Here is a 16,693-nt window from a genome sequence, read left to right on the forward strand (position 1 = left end):
AGGGTGAAAAGAAAAGCGGGAGGTTCGGCGTGTTCGTTGAACGGGCGCCACTTGTCGACTTAGTGTCCTGTTCGGAAGAGTCCAAGGAACAGACACACTGGTAACCCTAAACTTCAGGGTTAGGGTTCGGGTCGGCGTTCGGACCGTCCCATTCGGCATCCGCCGTCGGGCCGCGGGTCACCCGCGGGGCGACGGCAACGTAATTCGAGGCGAGAGGCCTTCGACGTGGCAGCACCGCAGAACTACCTCGCAGTCATCAAGGTCATCGGTGTCGGCGGCGGTGGTGTCAATGCCATCAACCGGATGATCGAGGTCGGTCTCAAGGGCGTCGAGTTCATCGCCATCAACACCGATGCGCAAGCTCTGTTGATGAGCGACGCCGACGTCAAGCTGGACGTCGGCCGGGAACTCACGCGCGGACTCGGCGCCGGGGCCAACCCGGAGGTCGGCCGCAAGGCCGCCGAGGACCACCGCGAGGAGATCGAGGAGGTCCTCAAGGGGGCCGACATGGTCTTCGTGACGGCCGGTGAAGGCGGCGGCACCGGCACCGGCGGCGCGCCCGTCGTGGCCAACATCGCGCGCTCGCTCGGCGCACTCACCATCGGCGTGGTCACGCGCCCGTTCACCTTCGAGGGACGGCGCCGCGCGAACCAGGCGGAGGACGGCATCGCGGCCCTCCGCGAAGAGGTCGACACCCTCATCGTCATCCCGAACGACCGGCTGCTGTCCATCTCGGACCGCCAGGTCTCGGTCCTCGACGCCTTCAAGTCGGCCGACCAGGTCCTGCTCTCCGGTGTCCAGGGCATCACCGACCTCATCACCACGCCCGGCCTGATCAACCTCGACTTCGCCGACGTCAAGTCCGTGATGTCCGAGGCCGGTTCCGCCCTCATGGGCATCGGCTCGGCCCGCGGCGACGACCGCGCGGTGGCCGCGGCCGAGATGGCGATCTCCTCGCCGCTCCTCGAGGCGTCCATCGACGGCGCCCGGGGTGTGCTGCTGTCCATCTCCGGCGGCTCCGACCTCGGCCTGTTCGAGATCAACGAGGCCGCCCAGCTGGTGAGCGAGGCCGCCCACCCCGAGGCCAACATCATCTTCGGTGCGGTGATCGACGACGCCCTCGGCGACGAGGTCCGGGTCACCGTGATCGCCGCCGGCTTCGACGGCGGCCAGCCCCCGGCCAAGCGGGAGAACGTCCTCGGCTCGTCCTCGCTCAAGCGCGACGAGCCGGTCCGCCCCGCCGAGAGCCGCCCGTCCTTCGGCTCGCTCGGCAGCGTCACGCCGAAGGAGGCTCCGGAGCCCGCCCCGGAGCCGGTTGCCGACCTCCCGGTGCCCCCGCCGTCGGTGCCGCCGTCGCGGACCTACTCGGACAGCGCGGCCGAGGAGCTGGACGTTCCGGACTTCCTCAAGTGATAGGACAGCGCGACACCCTGAGCGGCGCGCACTTCGCCTTCACCGACCGGTGGGGCGGGGTGAGCGCCGCTCCGTACGAGGAGCTCAACCTCGGCGGCGCGGTCGGCGACGACCCCGAGGCCGTACGCACCAACCGGGAGCTGGCCGCGAAGTCGCTCGGCCTCGATCCGGCCCGGGTGGTGTGGATGAACCAGGTGCACGGTGCCGAAGTGGCCGTGGTGGACGCCCCCTGGGGTGAAAATCCGGTACCCGAGGTGGACGCGATCGTCACCGCCCGGCGCGGTCTCGCCCTCGCGGTGCTCACCGCCGACTGCACCCCCGTCCTGCTCGCCGACCCGACCGCAGGCATCGTGGCCGCCGCCCACGCCGGCCGGCCCGGCATGGTCGCCGGAGTCGTCCCCGCCGCCGTCCGCGCGATGATGGAACTGGGCGCCGACCCGTCCAGGATCGTCGCCCGTACGGGACCCGCGGTCTGCGGCCGGTGCTACGAGGTGCCGGAGGCGATGCGCGCCGAGGTGTCCGCCGTCGAACCGGTGGCGCACGCCGAGACGAGCTGGGGCACTCCCGCGGTCGACGTGACCGCCGGCGTGCACGCGCAGCTCGACCGGCTCGGGGTGCGCGACCGGGCGCAGTCGCCGGTGTGCACGCTGGAGTCGCACGATCACTTCTCGTACCGCCGTGACCGTACGACCGGGCGGCTCGCGGGTTATGTCTGGCTGGACTGATGGGGCATGACGGACCGTAAGGATCACATCGCCACGAACCTCGCGAAGGTGGAGGATCGGATCGCCGCCGCGTGCGCGGCCGCCGGGCGCAAGCGCGAGGAGGTGACCCTGATCGTGGTCACCAAGACCTATCCCGCCTCCGATGTGCGGATTCTGTCGGAACTCGGTGTGCGGCACGTCGCCGAGAACCGCGATCAGGACGCGGCACCGAAGGCGGCGGCTTGCTCGGATCTGCCGCTTTCATGGCATTTTGTCGGTCAGTTGCAGACCAACAAGGTGCGATCCGTGGTCGGTTACGCGGATCTTGTGCAGTCCGTCGATCGTTCCAAGCTGGTGACGGCACTGTCCAAGGAGGCCGTACGGGCCGGGCGCGAGGTGGGCTGTCTCATCCAGGTCGCGCTCGACGCGGGGGCGAGCGGCCGAGGGGAACGCGGAGGTGTGGCGCCCGAAGGAATCGAAGAGTTGGGCGACCTCGTCGCGAACGCGCCGGGGCTGCGGCTGGACGGCCTGATGACGGTCGCCCCGCTCACCGGCGAGTACGCGGGGCGTCAACGGGCGGCGTTCGAGCGGCTCATGGATTTGTCGACCGACCTGCGCAGGGCCCATCCGGCTGCCACCATGGTCTCGGCAGGAATGAGTGCGGACCTCGAGGAGGCCGTTGCGGCCGGGGCGACACATGTGCGCGTCGGCACTGCGGTACTCGGAGTCCGCCCCAGGCTCGGGTAACGTCGCCAAGAAGTCGGACCACAGCAGAAAATATGGTCATTACCGCTGATAGGCGGGCGTAACGACCTCGTGGATCGCGGGCACTTGGCAGTCGTCAGCCGATCCACCACAGAGCGGAGGACTCAGAGCATGGCCGGCGCGATGCGCAAGATGGCGGTCTACCTCGGCCTCGTGGAGGACGATGGGTACGACGGCCGGGGTTTCGACCCCGATGACGACTTCGAGCCCGAGCTCGATCCGGAGCCGGAGCGGGACCGCAGGCGGCACGAACCGACTCACCAGGCGCACCAGGCACTTCATCCCCAAAGGGACGAATCGGTACGCGTGGTGCAGCCGCCGGCGCCACGCGATCCCGTGTCCCCTTCCGCTTCGCTACCCGCGGAATCCGGGCGTCCGGCCCGCATCGCGCCCGTGGCATCCATCACACAAGAACGCCAGAGCCTGGAGAAGAACGCGCCGGTGATCATGCCCAAGGTCGTGTCCGAACGAGAGCCGTACCGGATCACCACGCTTCACCCCCGGACCTACAACGAGGCCCGTACCATCGGGGAACACTTCCGTGAGGGCACTCCTGTGATCATGAATCTGACTGAGATGGATGACACAGATGCGAAGCGACTTGTCGACTTTGCGGCCGGTTTGGTGTTTGGTCTTCACGGCAGCATCGAGCGGGTGACGCAGAAGGTGTTCCTGTTGTCGCCTGCTAACGTCGATGTCACGGCGGAGGACAAGGCCCGCATCGCAGAGGGCGGGTTCTTCAACCAGAGCTGAGACGCACGACCGGAAAGACGGCACGGGAGCAGGGGAGAGGGAAGCGCGGACCATGGGCGTGTTCCTACAGGTTGTCTACATCGCGCTGATGTGCTTCCTCGTCGTGCTGATTTTCCGGTTGGTCATGGACTACGTCTTCCAGTTCGCCCGCTCATGGCAACCCGGCAAGGCGATGGTGGTCGTTCTGGAGGCCACCTACACTGTCACCGATCCACCGCTGAAGCTTCTGCGGCGGTTCATCCCGCCGCTGCGTCTCGGGGGCGTGGCGCTCGACCTGTCCTTCTTCGTACTGATGATCATCGTCTACATCCTTATCTCGATCGTGGGCAGCTTCGCGAGGTGAATGTGGACGATACGGTCTTGCCGACTGCCGATGACTACGTTGAGGTGAAGACATGCCGCTGACCCCCGAGGACGTTCGGAACAAGCAGTTCACGACCGTCCGCCTCCGAGAAGGCTATGACGAGGACGAGGTCGATGCCTTCCTCGACGAGGTCGAAGCCGAACTGACCCGCCTGCTCCGGGAGAACGAGGACCTGCGCGCCAAGCTGGCCGCCGCCACTCGTGCCGCCGCGCAGAACCAGCAGAACATGCGCAAGCCCCCGGAGGGCCAGGACCAGCAGCACCAGCAGCACCAGCAGCAGGGCATGCGCGGTCCCGGGGCGCCCGTTCCCGCCGGGATATCGGGCCCGCCGCAGCAGCAGATGGGCGGCCCCATGGGTGGCCCGCCCCAGCTGCCGAGCGGTGCCCCGCAGCTGCCGGCCGGCCCCGGCGGCGGTCAGGGTGGTCCCCAGGGACCGGGTCCGATGGGCCAGGGTCCGATGGGTCAGGGGCCGATGGGTGGCCAGCCCCCGATGCAGCAGCAGATGGGTGGCCCCATGGGCGGTCCGATGGGCGGCCCCATGGGTGGTCCGGGCATGCCCGGCCAGGGTCCCGGTGGCGACAGCGCCGCGCGTGTTCTCTCGCTGGCCCAGCAGACCGCCGACCAGGCGATCGCCGAGGCCCGCGCCGAGGCCAACAAGATCGTCGGTGAGGCCCGCAGCCGCGCCGAGGGTCTGGAGCGCGACGCCCGTGCCAAGGCGGACGCCCTGGAGCGGGACGCGCAGGAGAAGCACCGCGTCGCGATGGGCTCCCTGGAGTCCGCTCGCGCCACGCTGGAGCGCAAGGTCGAGGACCTGCGGGGCTTCGAGCGCGAGTACCGCACCCGCCTGAAGTCGTACCTGGAGTCGCAGCTGCGTCAGCTGGAGACCCAGGCCGACGACTCGCTGGCCCCGCCGCGCACCCCGGCCACGGCCTCCCTGCCGTCGCCGTCGGCGCCGTCGATGGCCCCGGCCGGTGCGAGCGCCCCGTCGTACGGCGGCAACCAGACGATGGGTGGTGGCCCGGCTCCCTCTGCTCCGTCCTACGGCGGCCAGCAGCAGATGTCCCCGGCGATGACCCAGCCGATGGCGCCGGTCCGCCCGCAGGGCCCGTCGCCGATGGGCCAGGCGCCCTCGCCGATGCGCGGGTTCCTCATCGACGAGGACGACAACTGAGGGTCGTGAAGACGCCGTAGGCGTCGGCAGCGTTCAGGGCGGGGCCCCGGATCTCGATCCGGGGCCCCGCCCTTTCGTGTGGCATCTCTTTCGTGCGAAGTCCCTGGCGCCCGTGTTCGGACCGGAGAGCGCCTGTGCGTATGGACACAACGCCGAAGGCCCGGGCCCACCAAGATTCTTGGCGGACCCGGGCCTTGGTGTGGGCCTTACGCCTTGCGCAGGCGGAAGGTCAGGGACAGACCCTCGTCGGTGAACGGCTCACCGTAGGTCTCGTCCGCCTCGCCCTGGGCGAAGTCCGTGGCGAGGACTTCCTCGGCGATCAACCCCGAGTGCTCGGTCAGGGCCGCGATGACCGCCGGGTCCGTCGCGGTCCAGCGCAGCGCGATGCGGTCGGCGACGTCCAGGCCGCTGTTCTTGCGGGCCTCCTGGATCAGCCGGATCGCGTCACGGGCGAGGCCCGCCTGCCGCAGCTCCTCGGTGATCTCCAGGTCGAGGGCGACCGTCGCGCCCGAGTCGGACGCCACCGACCAGCCCTCGCGCGGGGTCTCCGTGATGATCACTTCGTCCGGGGCGAGGATGACGGTCTCGCCGTCGACCTCCACTGACGCCGTGCCCGCGCGCAGCGCCAGGGACAGCGCCGCCGCGTCGGCGTTCGCGATGGCCTTGGCCACGTCCTGGACACGCTTGCCGAAACGCTTGCCGAGCGCCCGGAAGTTCGCCTTCGCCGTGGTGTCGACCAGGGAGCCGCCGACATCGGAGAGGGACGCCAGGGACGAGACGTTCAGCTCCTCCGTGATCTGCGCGTGCAGCTCCTTGTCCAGGGACTCGAAGCCGGCCGCCGCGACGAGCGCACGCGACAGCGGCTGGCGCGTCTTGACGCCCGACTCCGCGCGCGTGGCACGGCCCAGCTCCACGAGACGGCGCACCAGGACCATCTGCTGCGACAGCTCCGGGTCGATCGCCGACAGATCCGCCTCCGGCCAGGACGCCAGGTGCACCGACTCCGGGGCGCCCGGGGTCACCGGCACGATCAGGTCCTGCCACACCCGCTCGGTGATGAACGGGGTGATCGGCGCCATCAGCTTCGTCACCGTCTCCAGGACCTCGTGCAGCGTGCGCAGCGCGGCCTTGTCGCCCTGCCAGAAGCGGCGGCGGGAGCGGCGGACGTACCAGTTGGAGAGGTCGTCGACGAACGCGGACAGCAGCTTGCCGGCGCGCTGGGTGTCGTACGCATCGAGCGCCTGCGTCACCTGGTCGGTGAGCGCGTGCAGCTCCGAGAGCAGCCAGCGGTCAAGGACCGGGCGGTCGGCCGGGGCCGGGTCGGCCTCGCTCGGCGCCCAGTTCGAGGTGCGGGCGTACAGGGCCTGGAAGGCGACCGTGTTCCAGTAGGTGAGGAGCGTCTTGCGGACGACCTCCTGGATCGTGCCGTGGCCCACGCGGCGCGCCGCCCACGGGGAGCCGCCGGCCGCCATGAACCAGCGCACCGCGTCCGCGCCGTGCTGGTCCATGAGCGGGATGGGCTGCAGGGTGTTGCCCAGGTGCTTGGACATCTTGCGGCCGTCCTCCGCGAGGATGTGGCCCAGGCAGACGACGTTCTCGTACGACGACTTGTCGAACACCAGGGTGCCGACCGCCATCAGCGTGTAGAACCAGCCGCGGGTCTGGTCGATGGCCTCGGAGATGAACTGCGCCGGGTAGCGGGACTCGAACAGCTCCTTGTTCTTGTACGGGTAGCCCCACTGCGCGAACGGCATCGAGCCCGAGTCGTACCAGGCGTCGATGACCTCGGGCACGCGCGTGGCCGTCTTCCCGCAGCCGTCCAGCGGACAGGCGAAGGTGACCTCGTCGATGAACGGGCGGTGCGGGTCCAGCTCCGACTGGTCGGCACCCGTCAGCGAGGTCAGCTCGGCGCGGGAGCCGACGCAGGTGAGGTGACCGTCCTCGCAGTGCCAGATCGGCAGCGGGGTGCCCCAGTAGCGGTTGCGGGACAGCGCCCAGTCGATGTTGTTGTTCAGCCAGTCGCCGTACCGGCCGTTCTTGACGGTCTCCGGGAACCAGTTGGTCTTCTCGTTCTCCTCGAGGAGGCGGTCCTTGATCGCCGTGGTGCGGATGTACCAGGACGGCTGCGCGTAGTAGAGGAGCGCGGTGTGGCAGCGCCAGCAGTGCGGATAGCTGTGCTCGTACGGGATGTGCTTGAAGAGGAGACCGCGCTGCTGCAGGTCCTCGGTGAGCCGTTCGTCCGCCTTCTTGAAGAAGACGCCGCCGACCAGCGGGACGTCCTCCTCGAAGGTGCCGTCGGGGCGCACCGGGTTGACCACGGGCAGGCCGTACGCGCGGCACACCTTGAGGTCGTCCTCACCGAAGGCGGGGGACTGGTGGACCAGACCCGTACCGTCCTCGGTCGTGACGTACTCGGCGTTCACCACGTAGTGGGCCGGGGCGGGGAACTCGACCAGCTCGAAGGGTCGTTGGTACGTCCAGCGCTCCATCTCCGCGCCGGTGAAGGTCTGGCCCGTGGTCTCCCAGCCCTCGCCGAGCGCCTTGCCGACGAGCGGCTCGGCGACGACGAGCTTCTCCGCGCCGTTCGTCGCGACGACGTAGGTGACCTCGGGGTGGGCGGCGACCGCGGTGTTGGAGACCAGCGTCCAGGGGGTCGTCGTCCACACCAGGAGAGCGGCCTCGCCGGCCAGCGGACCGGAGGTGAGCGGGAAACGGACATAGACCGACGGGTCCACGACCGTCTCGTAGCCCTGCGCCAGCTCGTGGTCCGACAGGCCCGTGCCGCAGCGCGGGCACCAGGGGGCGACGCGGTGGTCCTGGACCAGGAGCCCCTTGTCGAAGATCTGCTTGAGCGACCACCAGACGGATTCGATGTAGGCCGGGTCCATCGTGCGGTAGGCACCGTCGAGGTCCGTCCAGTAACCCATGCGGGTCGTCAGCTCGGCGAAGGCGTCGGTGTGGCGGGTCACGGACTCGCGGCACTTGGCGTTGAACTCGGCGATGCCGTACGCCTCGATGTCCTTCTTGCCGCTGAAGCCGAGCTCCTTCTCGACCTCCAGCTCCACCGGGAGGCCGTGGCAGTCCCAGCCGGCCTTGCGGGCCACGTGGTAGCCGCGCATGGTGCGGAAGCGGGGGAAGACGTCCTTGAAGACGCGCGCCTCGATGTGGTGGGCGCCCGGCATGCCGTTGGCGGTGGGCGGACCCTCGTAGAACACCCATTCGGGGCGGCCCTCGGACTGCTCCAGGCTCTTGGCAAAGATCTTCTGCTCGCGCCAGAAGTCGAGCACCGCGTGCTCGAGCGCGGGCAGGTCGACCTGGGCGGGCACCTGGCGGTACTGCGTCATCGATCTTCCTCCGGCGGACGTGCTGCTTCCGTCGGAGGGACGAGAGCCGGGAATTCCGAGAATTCTCCGTACGCCGTGTGCGGCGCGCTCCCGCGGTACCACCCTCCTTGGCTCCCCGGTGCGCCGTACGCGCCGGTGAGCCCCCTCATTGGGGTCGCGAAGCCGGTTCTACTGACCCCTGCGCTCTCGCTGGGGCGTTCTTCCGGCGGCTCCGGGGTGATCTTCACGTCGCGCTCGCCCCCGGGCTCACACCGTCCCCGGGTCGCTCTGGGCTGCCTACGCCGCTACTCGTCCCCATCCACGCTTTTCGCTCCGCCCAGTGTACGGCGCCGCACGGACAGCGGCCGACCGTATTTCCCGCTCCGGCGGCCGGGGGCGCGACGGGCCCGCGGGTGACCCGAATGGCGAGACGCCGGCCTGCCGGATTCGGGGAGCGGGGGCCCGGCGGATTACCGGGCGGAGAGCTGGGCACAACGGATGCAGGCTCGCCGCAGGGCACGCGCGTGGCGGGCGATTCGCGGGCGTGCCCCGTTGCCGCGGGACAGAAGTCGATTTATCGTCCCAGAACGATTTGCGCGCAAGATCACAATATGTGAAGGGGCCGCGGCCATGGTGGTGAAGAAGACCGCCGTACAGCAGTCGGCGTCCGGCAGAACCACGGGTGCGGCTGCCTCCGGCGGTGTGGCGGCCAGGAACGTGGACGGAAAGAAGACCACCCATACGGCGGGGGCGAGGCGGAGGGTGGGGACGGCCGGCCGGCTCGGCCAGGCCCCGACAGGGGCCGGGGCCGGGAAAGGTGCGCACAGCGCCGGGGTGACGGGGGCGCAGGGAAGGAGCACGGCGGCGCCCAAGGGCGCTGGAGCGGGAACCGCCGCCCCCGGTGGGGAGACCGACCTCGTGAGCGCCTCGGAGGGGCCGGGCGCGATGAGGGCGGCGGTTGCCAGGACGGGCGAGCGGACCCGTGGGGGCACGGCCTCCGGCAAGGCGCCGGCCGGGCAGGCCGGCGCCCGCCGGAAGGAGTCGAAGGCGGCACCCTCGAAGAAGGCGGCCAGGAAGGAAGGCGACCCCGAGCGGCCGGCGGCTGAGAAGGCGGCGCCGGGCAAGGCGACGGCGACCGGCACCGCCGCCGGGAAGACGGCGGCGAAGAAGAGCGCCGCCGCGAAGAAGACGGTGGCGAAGAAGGCCGCCACGAAGAAGACCGCAGGGAAAAGGGCGGTGGTGAAGGAGGCCGTCGGGAAGAAGACGGTGACGAAGAAGACCACCACCCGGACGGCACCGGCCAGGAAGACCGCCGCCAAGAAGGCGGCGGCCGAGAAGGCGACGGCGGCCCAGAAGGCGGCGGCCGAGAAGGCCGTACCGAAGAAGGCGGCGGCCAAGAAGTCCGTCACCGAGAAGTCCGTCACCAAGAAGGCGGCGGCCAAGAAAACGGCAACCAAGGGTGTCGCTGCCAGGAAGGCGGCAGCACCCGGCACTGTTCCCGAGAAGGCGGCGGCGAAGAAGGCGGCGCCCGGCAAGGAGGCTCCGGTGACCAGCACCGTCGCGAAGAAGGCGGCAGCCAAGAAGGCCGCTGCCAAGAAGGCGGCGGCCGAGAAGGCCGTCACTCCCAAGACGGCGGCCAAGAAGGCCGCCACCCCCAGGACGGCGGCCGGGAAGGCCGCCGCCGAGAAGGCGGCCCCCTCCGAAGCCGCTGCCGACAAGAGCGCCGCGAAGGACGGCACGACGAAAAGCACCCCCACGAAGAGTGCGGCCAAGAAGAGCACGGCCAAGAAGGCGGGCGAGGTCCAGGCCGCGAAGCAGACGGGAGCCACGACGGTGGTTGCGAAGAAGACTCCTGGGACGGCCACGGCGGACACGGGCCCCACCGCGGTCCCCAAAGCGAGGATCGCCGCGGCCGAGCCCGGGGAACTGGCGGTGCGCCCCGGAGAGGACCCGTGGACCCCCGAGGAGGTGGCCGAGGCACGCGCCGAGCTGGAGTCCGAGGCCATTCGGCTGCGCGGCGAGATCGACGCCTCCGAACAGGCGCTGGTCGGCCTGATGCGCGACTCCGGGGACGGCGCGGGCGACGACCAGGCGGACACCGGCACCAAGAACATCACCCGTGAGCACGAGATGGCGCTCGCCCACAACGCCCGGGAGATGCTCGAACAGACGGAACACGCCCTGGAACGCCTCGACTCCGGCACCTACGGCCTGTGCGAGAGCTGCGGCAACCCCATCGGAAAAGCCCGTATGCAGGCCTTTCCGCGTGCCACCCTGTGCGTGGAATGCAAGCAGAAGCGGGAACGCCGCCCGTGAGCCCCGCCTGAACACGTGATCCGGCGCGGTGGTGTCGTAGTCTCGTCCAGTCAGGGCACCTAGGTTGAGGGATTCACGTGGCAGAGGCGGAGCGCATCATCGGTACGCCGGACATCCCAGACGCGACCGGGCCGGAGCAGTCCGACGGGCGGGCCCCGGCCGAGGGTGCCGGAACCCAGGAGCCGGGTTCCGGCGCCGCCGAGCGCCCCAGGGGCAGGCGCCGGATCGCGGTCCTGTTCGCGGTCGCCGCCTTCGCGTACGCCCTGGACCTGGTCAGCAAGCTGATCGTGGTCGCGAAGCTGGAGCACCACGAGCCGATCGAGATCATCGGGGACTGGCTGAAGTTCGAGGCGATCCGCAACCCGGGTGCGGCCTTCGGCTTCGGTGAGGCCTTCACGGTGATCTTCACGGTGATCGCGGCGGCGGTGATCGTGGTGATCGCCCGGCTCGCCCGCAAGCTCTACAGCCTGCCCTGGGCGATCGCCCTCGGCCTGCTGCTCGGCGGCGCGCTCGGCAACCTCACCGACCGGATCTTCCGCTCGCCGGGCGTGTTCGAGGGCGCGGTCGTCGACTTCATCGCGCCCAAGCACTTCGCCGTCTTCAACCTGGCCGACTCGGCGATCGTCTGCGGCGGCATCCTCATCGTGCTGCTGTCCTTCCGCGGGCTCGACCCGGACGGCACCGTCCACAAGGACTGAGATGGCGGGGCTGTGGACAGGGGCCGAGGCCGCTGTCCACAGGCTCCTCTCGGGGCCGGGGCACCCGTCCGGCATACTCGACGGGTGAGCACCCTTCCCGAGATCCGTACCCTGCCCGTGCCCGACGGCCTGGAGGGCGAGCGCGTCGACGCCGCCATCTCCCGCATGTTCGGCTTCTCCCGCACCAAAGCCGCGGAGCTGGCCGCGGCGGGCAAGGTGCAGGTCGACGGCGCGGTGGTCGGCAAGTCGGAGCGGGTGCGCGGCGGCGCCTGGCTCGAGGTCCAGATGCCGCAGGCGCCCGCGCCGGTGCAGGTGGTCGCCGAGCCGGTCGAGGGCATGGAGATCGTGCACGACGACGAGGACGTGGTCGTGATCGTCAAGCCGATCGGCGTCGCCGCGCACCCCAGCCCCGGCTGGACCGGACCGACCGTGATCGGCGGCCTGGCGGCGGCCGGCTACCGGATCTCCACCTCCGGCGCCGCCGAGCGCCAGGGCATCGTCCACCGCCTCGACGTGGGCACGTCCGGCCTGATGGTGGTGGCCAAGTCGGAGCGCGCCTACACGTCGCTCAAACGCCAGTTCAAGGAGCGCACGGTCGACAAGCGCTACCACACGCTCGTCCAGGGCCACCCCGACCCGACCAGCGGCACCATCGACGCGCCCATCGGCCGCCACCCCACCCATGACTACAAGTGGGCGGTGACAGCCGACGGCAAGCCCTCGGTCACGCACTACGACCTGCTTGAGGCGTTCCGCTCGGCTTCCCTGCTCGACGTCAAGCTGGAGACGGGGCGTACCCACCAGATCCGCGTCCACATGGCCGCCCACCGGCACCCGTGCGTCGGCGACCTGACGTATGGCGCGGACCCGACGCTCGCCAAGCGGCTCGGCCTGACCCGCCAGTGGCTGCACGCCGTGCGCCTCGGCTTCGAGCACCCGGGGGACGGGCAGTGGGCGGAGTTCGAGAGCGCCTACCCCGCCGACCTGCAGAAGGCGCTGGACAAGGTGCGCGAGGAGAGCTGGGCATGAGCGCCGGGAACGCCGGGTACGTCGTGCGGATCGCCGACGACCCCGCCGACCGTGAGGCGTGCTTCGAGGTCCGCAAGGAGGTCTTCGTCGCCGAGCAGGGCGTGCCCGAGGACATCGAGTACGACGCCTACGACGCCGGTGCCGTGCACGTCCTGGCCGTACGGGAGGACGGCGTCCCGCTCGGTGCGGGCCGGCTGCTGTACGGGGAGGCGGCCGCCGCCAAGAACGGCGGCGACACGTCGGTGGGCTCGCTCGGACGGCTCGCGGTGACACGGGAGGCACGCGGGCTGGGTGTCGGCGCGGCGCTGGTCCGGGCCATCGAGGACGCGGCACGCGCGCGTGGTCTGACGGCGGTGGAACTGCATGCGCAGACCCAGGCGCTGGGCTTCTACGAGCGGCTGGGGTACACGGCGTACGGGCCGGAGTTCCCCGACGCGGGGATACCGCACCGATCGATGCGGCGCTCACTGTAGTGAAGTGGGAAAGACGGGTGAGAAGGGTGGCATGGCAGGCTTGAGACCTGCTGTGTGACGTCGAACTTCCCGGAGCGCTCACCGTGGACCAACTGGCCCTGTTCCTGCTGCTGTTGCTCGGGGCCGTGGTGAGCGTCCCGGTCGGGGACCGGCTCCGGCTGCCGGCGCCGGTGCTGATGACCCTGCTCGGGATCGTGCTCGCCCTGCTCGACTTCGTGCCCAACGTCAACATCCCGCCCGGGCTGATCCTGCCCGCGCTGCTGCCGCCGCTGCTGTACGCGGCGGTGCGCCGGACCTCGTGGCGGCAGTTCACCGCCAACAAGCGGCCCATCTTCCTGCTGGCCGTCGCGCTGGTGTTCGTCACCACCGTGTGCGTTGCCGCGGTCGCCCACGAGGTCGTGCCGGGGCTGCCGGTCGCCGCGGCGGTGGCGCTCGGCGCCCTGGTCGCGCCGCCCGACCCGGTCGCGGCGACCGCCGTGGCGGGACAACTCGGGCTGCCCCGCCGTCTGGTGTCGATCCTGGAGGGCGAGGGCCTGTTCAACGACGTCACGGCGATCGTGCTGTACCACGTCGCGATCGCCGCCGCCGTCAGCGGAACGTTCTCGCTGCCGCACGCCCTGCTCGAACTGGCGCTCTCCGCGGTCGTCGCCCTCGCCGTCGGGCTCGCCCTCGGCTGGGCCGCCAACAAGCTGCTCGACCTGCTCGGCGACGCCACCCTGCAGATCGGCCTGACCCTCCTCGTGCCGTACGCCTCGTACGTGCTGGCCGAGGAGCTGCACGGCTCCGGCGTGCTGTCCGTGCTGATCACCGCGCTGTTCCTGGCCGAGTACGCCGCCGATCCGGACGACGTGATGATGAGGCTCGCCGGGCACACGTTCTGGGACGTGGTGGACACCCTGGTCACCGGGATCGCCTTCGGGCTCATCGGGCTGGAACTGCACCACGCGATCCGGACCGCGTCCGGGCGGTGGGGAGAGATGCTCGGCTGGGCCGCCGCGATCGTGGCCGTCGTGGTGTTCGTCCGCCTCGCTTGGCTGCTGCCCGCCACCTGGCTGACCAAGCGGCTGCACGCCAAGCGGGACTACGACGAGGAGATCCCGGTGTCCTGGCGGGAGACCGTCGTCATGTGGTGGTCGGGGATGCGGGGCGTGGCGTCGGTGGCGCTGGCCCTGGCCATTCCGCTGACCATGGACGACGGATCGCCCTTCCCCGGCCGCGACGAGATCGTCTTCATCGCCTTCGGGGTGATCATCGCCACGCTCGTGCTCCAGGGGCTCACGCTGCCGTGGCTGGTGCGGAGGCTGAACGTGCGGGCCGACACGGAGCGCGAAAAGGAGTTCGAGCACGCGCTGGCGGTCCGGGCGGCCAAGGCGGCGAAGCGCAGGCTGAAGGAGATCGAGCAGGTCGAGGAGCTGCCGGACGAACTGTCCGAGCAACTGTTGCGGCGGGCCTTCGACATCGGCGCCCGCATCAGCCCCGACCTCGGGGACGAGGAGCGGCGCGAGGCGCACGAGCAGCGGGCCCGGCGCGTCAAGCGGGTGCGCAGGATCCACGGGGAGATGCTGAGCGCGGCACGCCACGAGGTGCTGGCGGCACGCAGCGAACCGGGTGCCGACCCGGAGATCGTCGACCGGGTGCTGCGTCACCTGGACGTCCGCAGTCTGCGCTGACATCCGCCGCCGGGCCGCCCCGCGACCCGCCCGGAAGCGCAATCGCCTCACCGGAAGCCGCTTTTGTACGATCGGATCATGACGCGCAACGTGGTGATCAGTGGCGGTGGCACGGGGATCGGCCTTGCGGCGGCGCGGGCCTTCGCGGCGGACGGGGACCGGGTGCTGCTGCTCGGACGCCGGGCAGAGGTGCTGGAGAAGGCCGACGTGCCCGGGGCGCTCACCTACGCGGCCGACCTGAGCGACCCGCACGCCGTGCGCGGGGCGGCCCGGTTCGTGGCCGACGAGCTGGGCACCGTGGACGTCCTCGTCAACAGCGCGGGCGGCAGCGGCCTCCTGGAACCCAAGGCCGACATCGAAGATCCGCTCGAAACCGTCGCGCACACCTGGACCGTCAACTTCCGGCTGAACGTGCTGACCGCGGCCCTGCTCACCGAGGCACTGCGGGACCGGCTCGCCTCCCCCGGCGGCCGGGTGCTGTTCCTCAGCTCCATCGCCGCCTACCGCGGCTCCGGCAGCGGTGCCTACGCCGCCGCCAAGGCCGCCCTGCACCCGTACGCCTTCGATCTGGCCCGGGAGCTCGGGCCGCGCGGCATCACGGTGAACGTGGTCGCGCCCGGCTATGTCGAGGACACCGAGTTCTTCGGCGAAGCGATGGACCCGGCTCGGCGCGAGCGGCTCATCGCGGAGACCTCCATCGGCCGTGCCGCCACGCCCGGCGACGTGGCCGCCACCCTGCACTGGCTGGCGTCCCCCGGCGCCCGTCACATCACCGCGCAGGTGATCCAGGTCAACGGCGGTGCGGAACGCGGCCGCTGACCCGGGAGGGGATCAGCCCCGGCCCACCCGCTGCTGGTCGTACGCCTTGTGGAACTGTCCGTCGTGCGAGGAGCGACCGTCCCAGCCGGGCGGAGGCACCGCGCCCGCCGTGTTGACCCGCGGCAGCGCGTAGGGATGCTCCTCGGCCAGCCAGCGGATGAGCTCCTCGCGCACCGTGACCCGGGCCGTCCATATGTCGTCCGCGTCCTTCGCGGTCACCAGCGCCCGCACCTGCATGGTGTTGGGCGTCGAGTCGGTGACCTGGAGGCCGTAGGCGCGGCCGTCCCACGCCGGGCAGTGGCGCAGGATGTCGCGCAGCTTGTCGCGCATCGCGTCCACGGGCGCGGTGTGGTCGACGTGGAAGTAGACGATGCCGGTCATCTGGGCGCTGCCGCGCGACCAGTTCTCGAAGGGCTTGGAGGTGAAGTACGACACCGGCATGGTGATCCGCCGCTCGTCCCAGGTGCGCACGGTCAGGAACGTCAGGGTGATCTCCTCGACCGTGCCCCACTCGCCGTCCACGACCACCGTGTCGCCGAGCCGCACCATGTCGCCGAACGCGATCTGCAGCCCGGCGAAGAGGTTGGACAGCGTGGACTGCGCGGCGACACCGGCGACGATGCCGAGGATGCCGGCCGAGGCCAGCAGCGAGGCGCCGGCCGTGCGCATCGCCGGGAACGTCAGCAGCATCGCGCTGGCCGCCACCACCCCGACGGTCGCATACACCACCCGCATGATCAGCGTGACCTGGGTGCGCACGCGCCGGACCCGGGCCGGGTCGTGGTGGGCGCGGGCGTAGCGGCTGTACGTCGTCTCGACCACGGCCCCCGCGATACGGATCACCAGCCAGGCCGCGGAACCGATCAGCACCAGGGTGAGCGTCCGGCCGATGCCGACCTGATGCGCCTGGAGCACTTTCGCCTGGTCGTAGGAGCCTCTCAGCAGGGCCGCGCACAGCACCAGCTGGTAGGGGATGCGGCCGCGGCGCAGCAGACCCCACAGGGGCGTCTCGGGGTGTCCGGCGTTCGCCTTGCGCAGCAGGACGTCCGTGCCCCACCCGATGAGCAGGGTGAGTCCGACCGTGCCGCCGACGACGATCACCGGGCGCAGTACGTTCTCCATCCTTGGAACGTAACCAGTGGGACCCGACGTGAACCTGTGGCCAAGAACACCCGCTGCCGCGCAGCGCACGGCG

Annotated in this window: 14 protein-coding genes; 12 read left to right on the forward strand and 2 right to left on the reverse strand. The window is 70.6% G+C overall.

Translation table 11 applies throughout. The annotated features are described in order from the left end of the window. Positions 1-225 precede the first annotated feature (225 nt). The 6 genes from ftsZ to ACFYZE_RS02930 all read left to right on the forward strand — a co-directional run bounded on the left by ftsZ (position 226) and on the right by ACFYZE_RS02930 (position 5,170). Positions 226-1,413: a cell division protein FtsZ gene (gene ftsZ, locus ACFYZE_RS02905; RefSeq protein ID WP_388987552.1), complete on the forward strand. Its 1,188-nt coding sequence runs from the start codon at positions 226-228 to the stop codon at positions 1,411-1,413. After that, positions 1,410-2,138 carry a peptidoglycan editing factor PgeF gene (pgeF, locus tag ACFYZE_RS02910; protein ID WP_388987555.1) on the forward strand — a complete coding sequence of 243 codons (729 nt, stop codon included), beginning with the start codon at positions 1,410-1,412 and terminating at the stop codon, positions 2,136-2,138. Before ftsZ ends, pgeF begins: the two co-directional genes overlap by 4 nt. A gap of 6 nt (positions 2,139-2,144) precedes the next feature. Next, on the forward strand, positions 2,145-2,864 hold the full coding sequence (locus ACFYZE_RS02915) for a YggS family pyridoxal phosphate-dependent enzyme (protein ID WP_388987558.1): 720 nt from the start codon (positions 2,145-2,147) through the stop codon (positions 2,862-2,864). A 129-nt stretch (positions 2,865-2,993) separates the two neighbouring features. After that, positions 2,994-3,635, forward strand: a complete 642-nt coding sequence (sepF, locus tag ACFYZE_RS02920) for a cell division protein SepF (protein WP_388987561.1) — start codon at positions 2,994-2,996, stop codon at positions 3,633-3,635. A 52-nt stretch (positions 3,636-3,687) separates the two neighbouring features. Beyond that, positions 3,688-3,978: a YggT family protein gene (locus ACFYZE_RS02925; protein ID WP_103839876.1), complete on the forward strand. Its 291-nt coding sequence runs from the start codon at positions 3,688-3,690 to the stop codon at positions 3,976-3,978. 52 nt (positions 3,979-4,030) lie between these two features. After that, positions 4,031-5,170, forward strand: a complete 1,140-nt coding sequence (locus tag ACFYZE_RS02930) for a DivIVA domain-containing protein (protein WP_388987564.1) — start codon at positions 4,031-4,033, stop codon at positions 5,168-5,170. 206 nt (positions 5,171-5,376) lie between these two features. Here the strand turns inward: ACFYZE_RS02930 and ileS are convergent, their stop codons facing one another. After that, a complete protein-coding gene (gene ileS / locus ACFYZE_RS02935) occupies positions 5,377-8,514 on the reverse strand; it encodes an isoleucine--tRNA ligase (RefSeq protein WP_388987567.1) in 3,138 nt (1,045 codons plus the stop codon). Between the two features lie 609 nt (positions 8,515-9,123). On the opposite strand from ileS, the gene ACFYZE_RS02940 reads away from it, so the two are divergent. The 6 genes from ACFYZE_RS02940 to ACFYZE_RS02965 all read left to right on the forward strand — a co-directional run bounded on the left by ACFYZE_RS02940 (position 9,124) and on the right by ACFYZE_RS02965 (position 15,498). After that, positions 9,124-10,809 (forward strand): TraR/DksA family transcriptional regulator, encoded by a 1,686-nt coding sequence (locus ACFYZE_RS02940; protein ID WP_388987570.1) that lies wholly within the window; start codon positions 9,124-9,126, stop codon positions 10,807-10,809. A 77-nt stretch (positions 10,810-10,886) separates the two neighbouring features. Then, positions 10,887-11,507 (forward strand): signal peptidase II, encoded by a 621-nt coding sequence (lspA, locus tag ACFYZE_RS02945; protein ID WP_388987573.1) that lies wholly within the window; start codon positions 10,887-10,889, stop codon positions 11,505-11,507. 84 nt (positions 11,508-11,591) lie between these two features. Beyond that, positions 11,592-12,536, forward strand: a complete 945-nt coding sequence (locus ACFYZE_RS02950) for an RluA family pseudouridine synthase (protein ID WP_388987575.1) — start codon at positions 11,592-11,594, stop codon at positions 12,534-12,536. Then, positions 12,533-13,009 (forward strand): GNAT family N-acetyltransferase, encoded by a 477-nt coding sequence (locus ACFYZE_RS02955; RefSeq protein WP_388987578.1) that lies wholly within the window; start codon positions 12,533-12,535, stop codon positions 13,007-13,009. The genes ACFYZE_RS02950 and ACFYZE_RS02955 overlap by 4 nt, the downstream gene beginning before the upstream one ends. An 83-nt stretch (positions 13,010-13,092) precedes the next feature. Beyond that, on the forward strand, positions 13,093-14,679 hold the full coding sequence (locus ACFYZE_RS02960; protein ID WP_388987581.1) for a Na+/H+ antiporter: 1,587 nt from the start codon (positions 13,093-13,095) through the stop codon (positions 14,677-14,679). 78 nt (positions 14,680-14,757) lie between these two features. Beyond that, the gene (locus ACFYZE_RS02965; protein WP_388987584.1) at positions 14,758-15,498 is read left to right on the forward strand and encodes an SDR family NAD(P)-dependent oxidoreductase; all 741 of its coding nucleotides are present in this window, start codon (positions 14,758-14,760) and stop codon (positions 15,496-15,498) included. Between the two features lie 12 nt (positions 15,499-15,510). Here ACFYZE_RS02965 and ACFYZE_RS02970 read toward each other — a convergent pair whose 3' ends face one another. After that, positions 15,511-16,620, reverse strand: coding sequence for a mechanosensitive ion channel family protein (locus tag ACFYZE_RS02970; RefSeq protein WP_388987587.1), 1,110 nt, complete (start codon positions 16,618-16,620; stop codon positions 15,511-15,513). Positions 16,621-16,693: the final 73 nt, after the last annotated feature.

This window comes from Streptomyces sp. NPDC001796, assembly GCF_042892355.1.
Classification (GTDB): Bacteria; Actinomycetota; Actinomycetes; order Streptomycetales; family Streptomycetaceae; genus Streptomyces.

Coding starts and splice junctions, on each gene's coding strand:
- ACFYZE_RS02915 (WP_388987558.1), top strand. CDS start 2,145: ATGACGGACCGTAAGGATCACATCGCCACGAACCTCGCGAAGGTGGAG.
- sepF (WP_388987561.1), top strand. CDS start 2,994: ATGGCCGGCGCGATGCGCAAGATGGCGGTCTACCTCGGCCTCGTGGAG.
- ACFYZE_RS02925 (WP_103839876.1), top strand. CDS start 3,688: ATGGGCGTGTTCCTACAGGTTGTCTACATCGCGCTGATGTGCTTCCTC.
- ACFYZE_RS02930 (WP_388987564.1), top strand. CDS start 4,031: ATGCCGCTGACCCCCGAGGACGTTCGGAACAAGCAGTTCACGACCGTC.
- ileS (WP_388987567.1), bottom strand. CDS start 8,514: ATGACGCAGTACCGCCAGGTGCCCGCCCAGGTCGACCTGCCCGCGCTC.
- ACFYZE_RS02940 (WP_388987570.1), top strand. CDS start 9,124: ATGGTGGTGAAGAAGACCGCCGTACAGCAGTCGGCGTCCGGCAGAACC.
- ACFYZE_RS02955 (WP_388987578.1), top strand. CDS start 12,533: ATGAGCGCCGGGAACGCCGGGTACGTCGTGCGGATCGCCGACGACCCC.
- ACFYZE_RS02965 (WP_388987584.1), top strand. CDS start 14,758: ATGACGCGCAACGTGGTGATCAGTGGCGGTGGCACGGGGATCGGCCTT.
- ACFYZE_RS02970 (WP_388987587.1), bottom strand. CDS start 16,620: ATGGAGAACGTACTGCGCCCGGTGATCGTCGTCGGCGGCACGGTCGGA.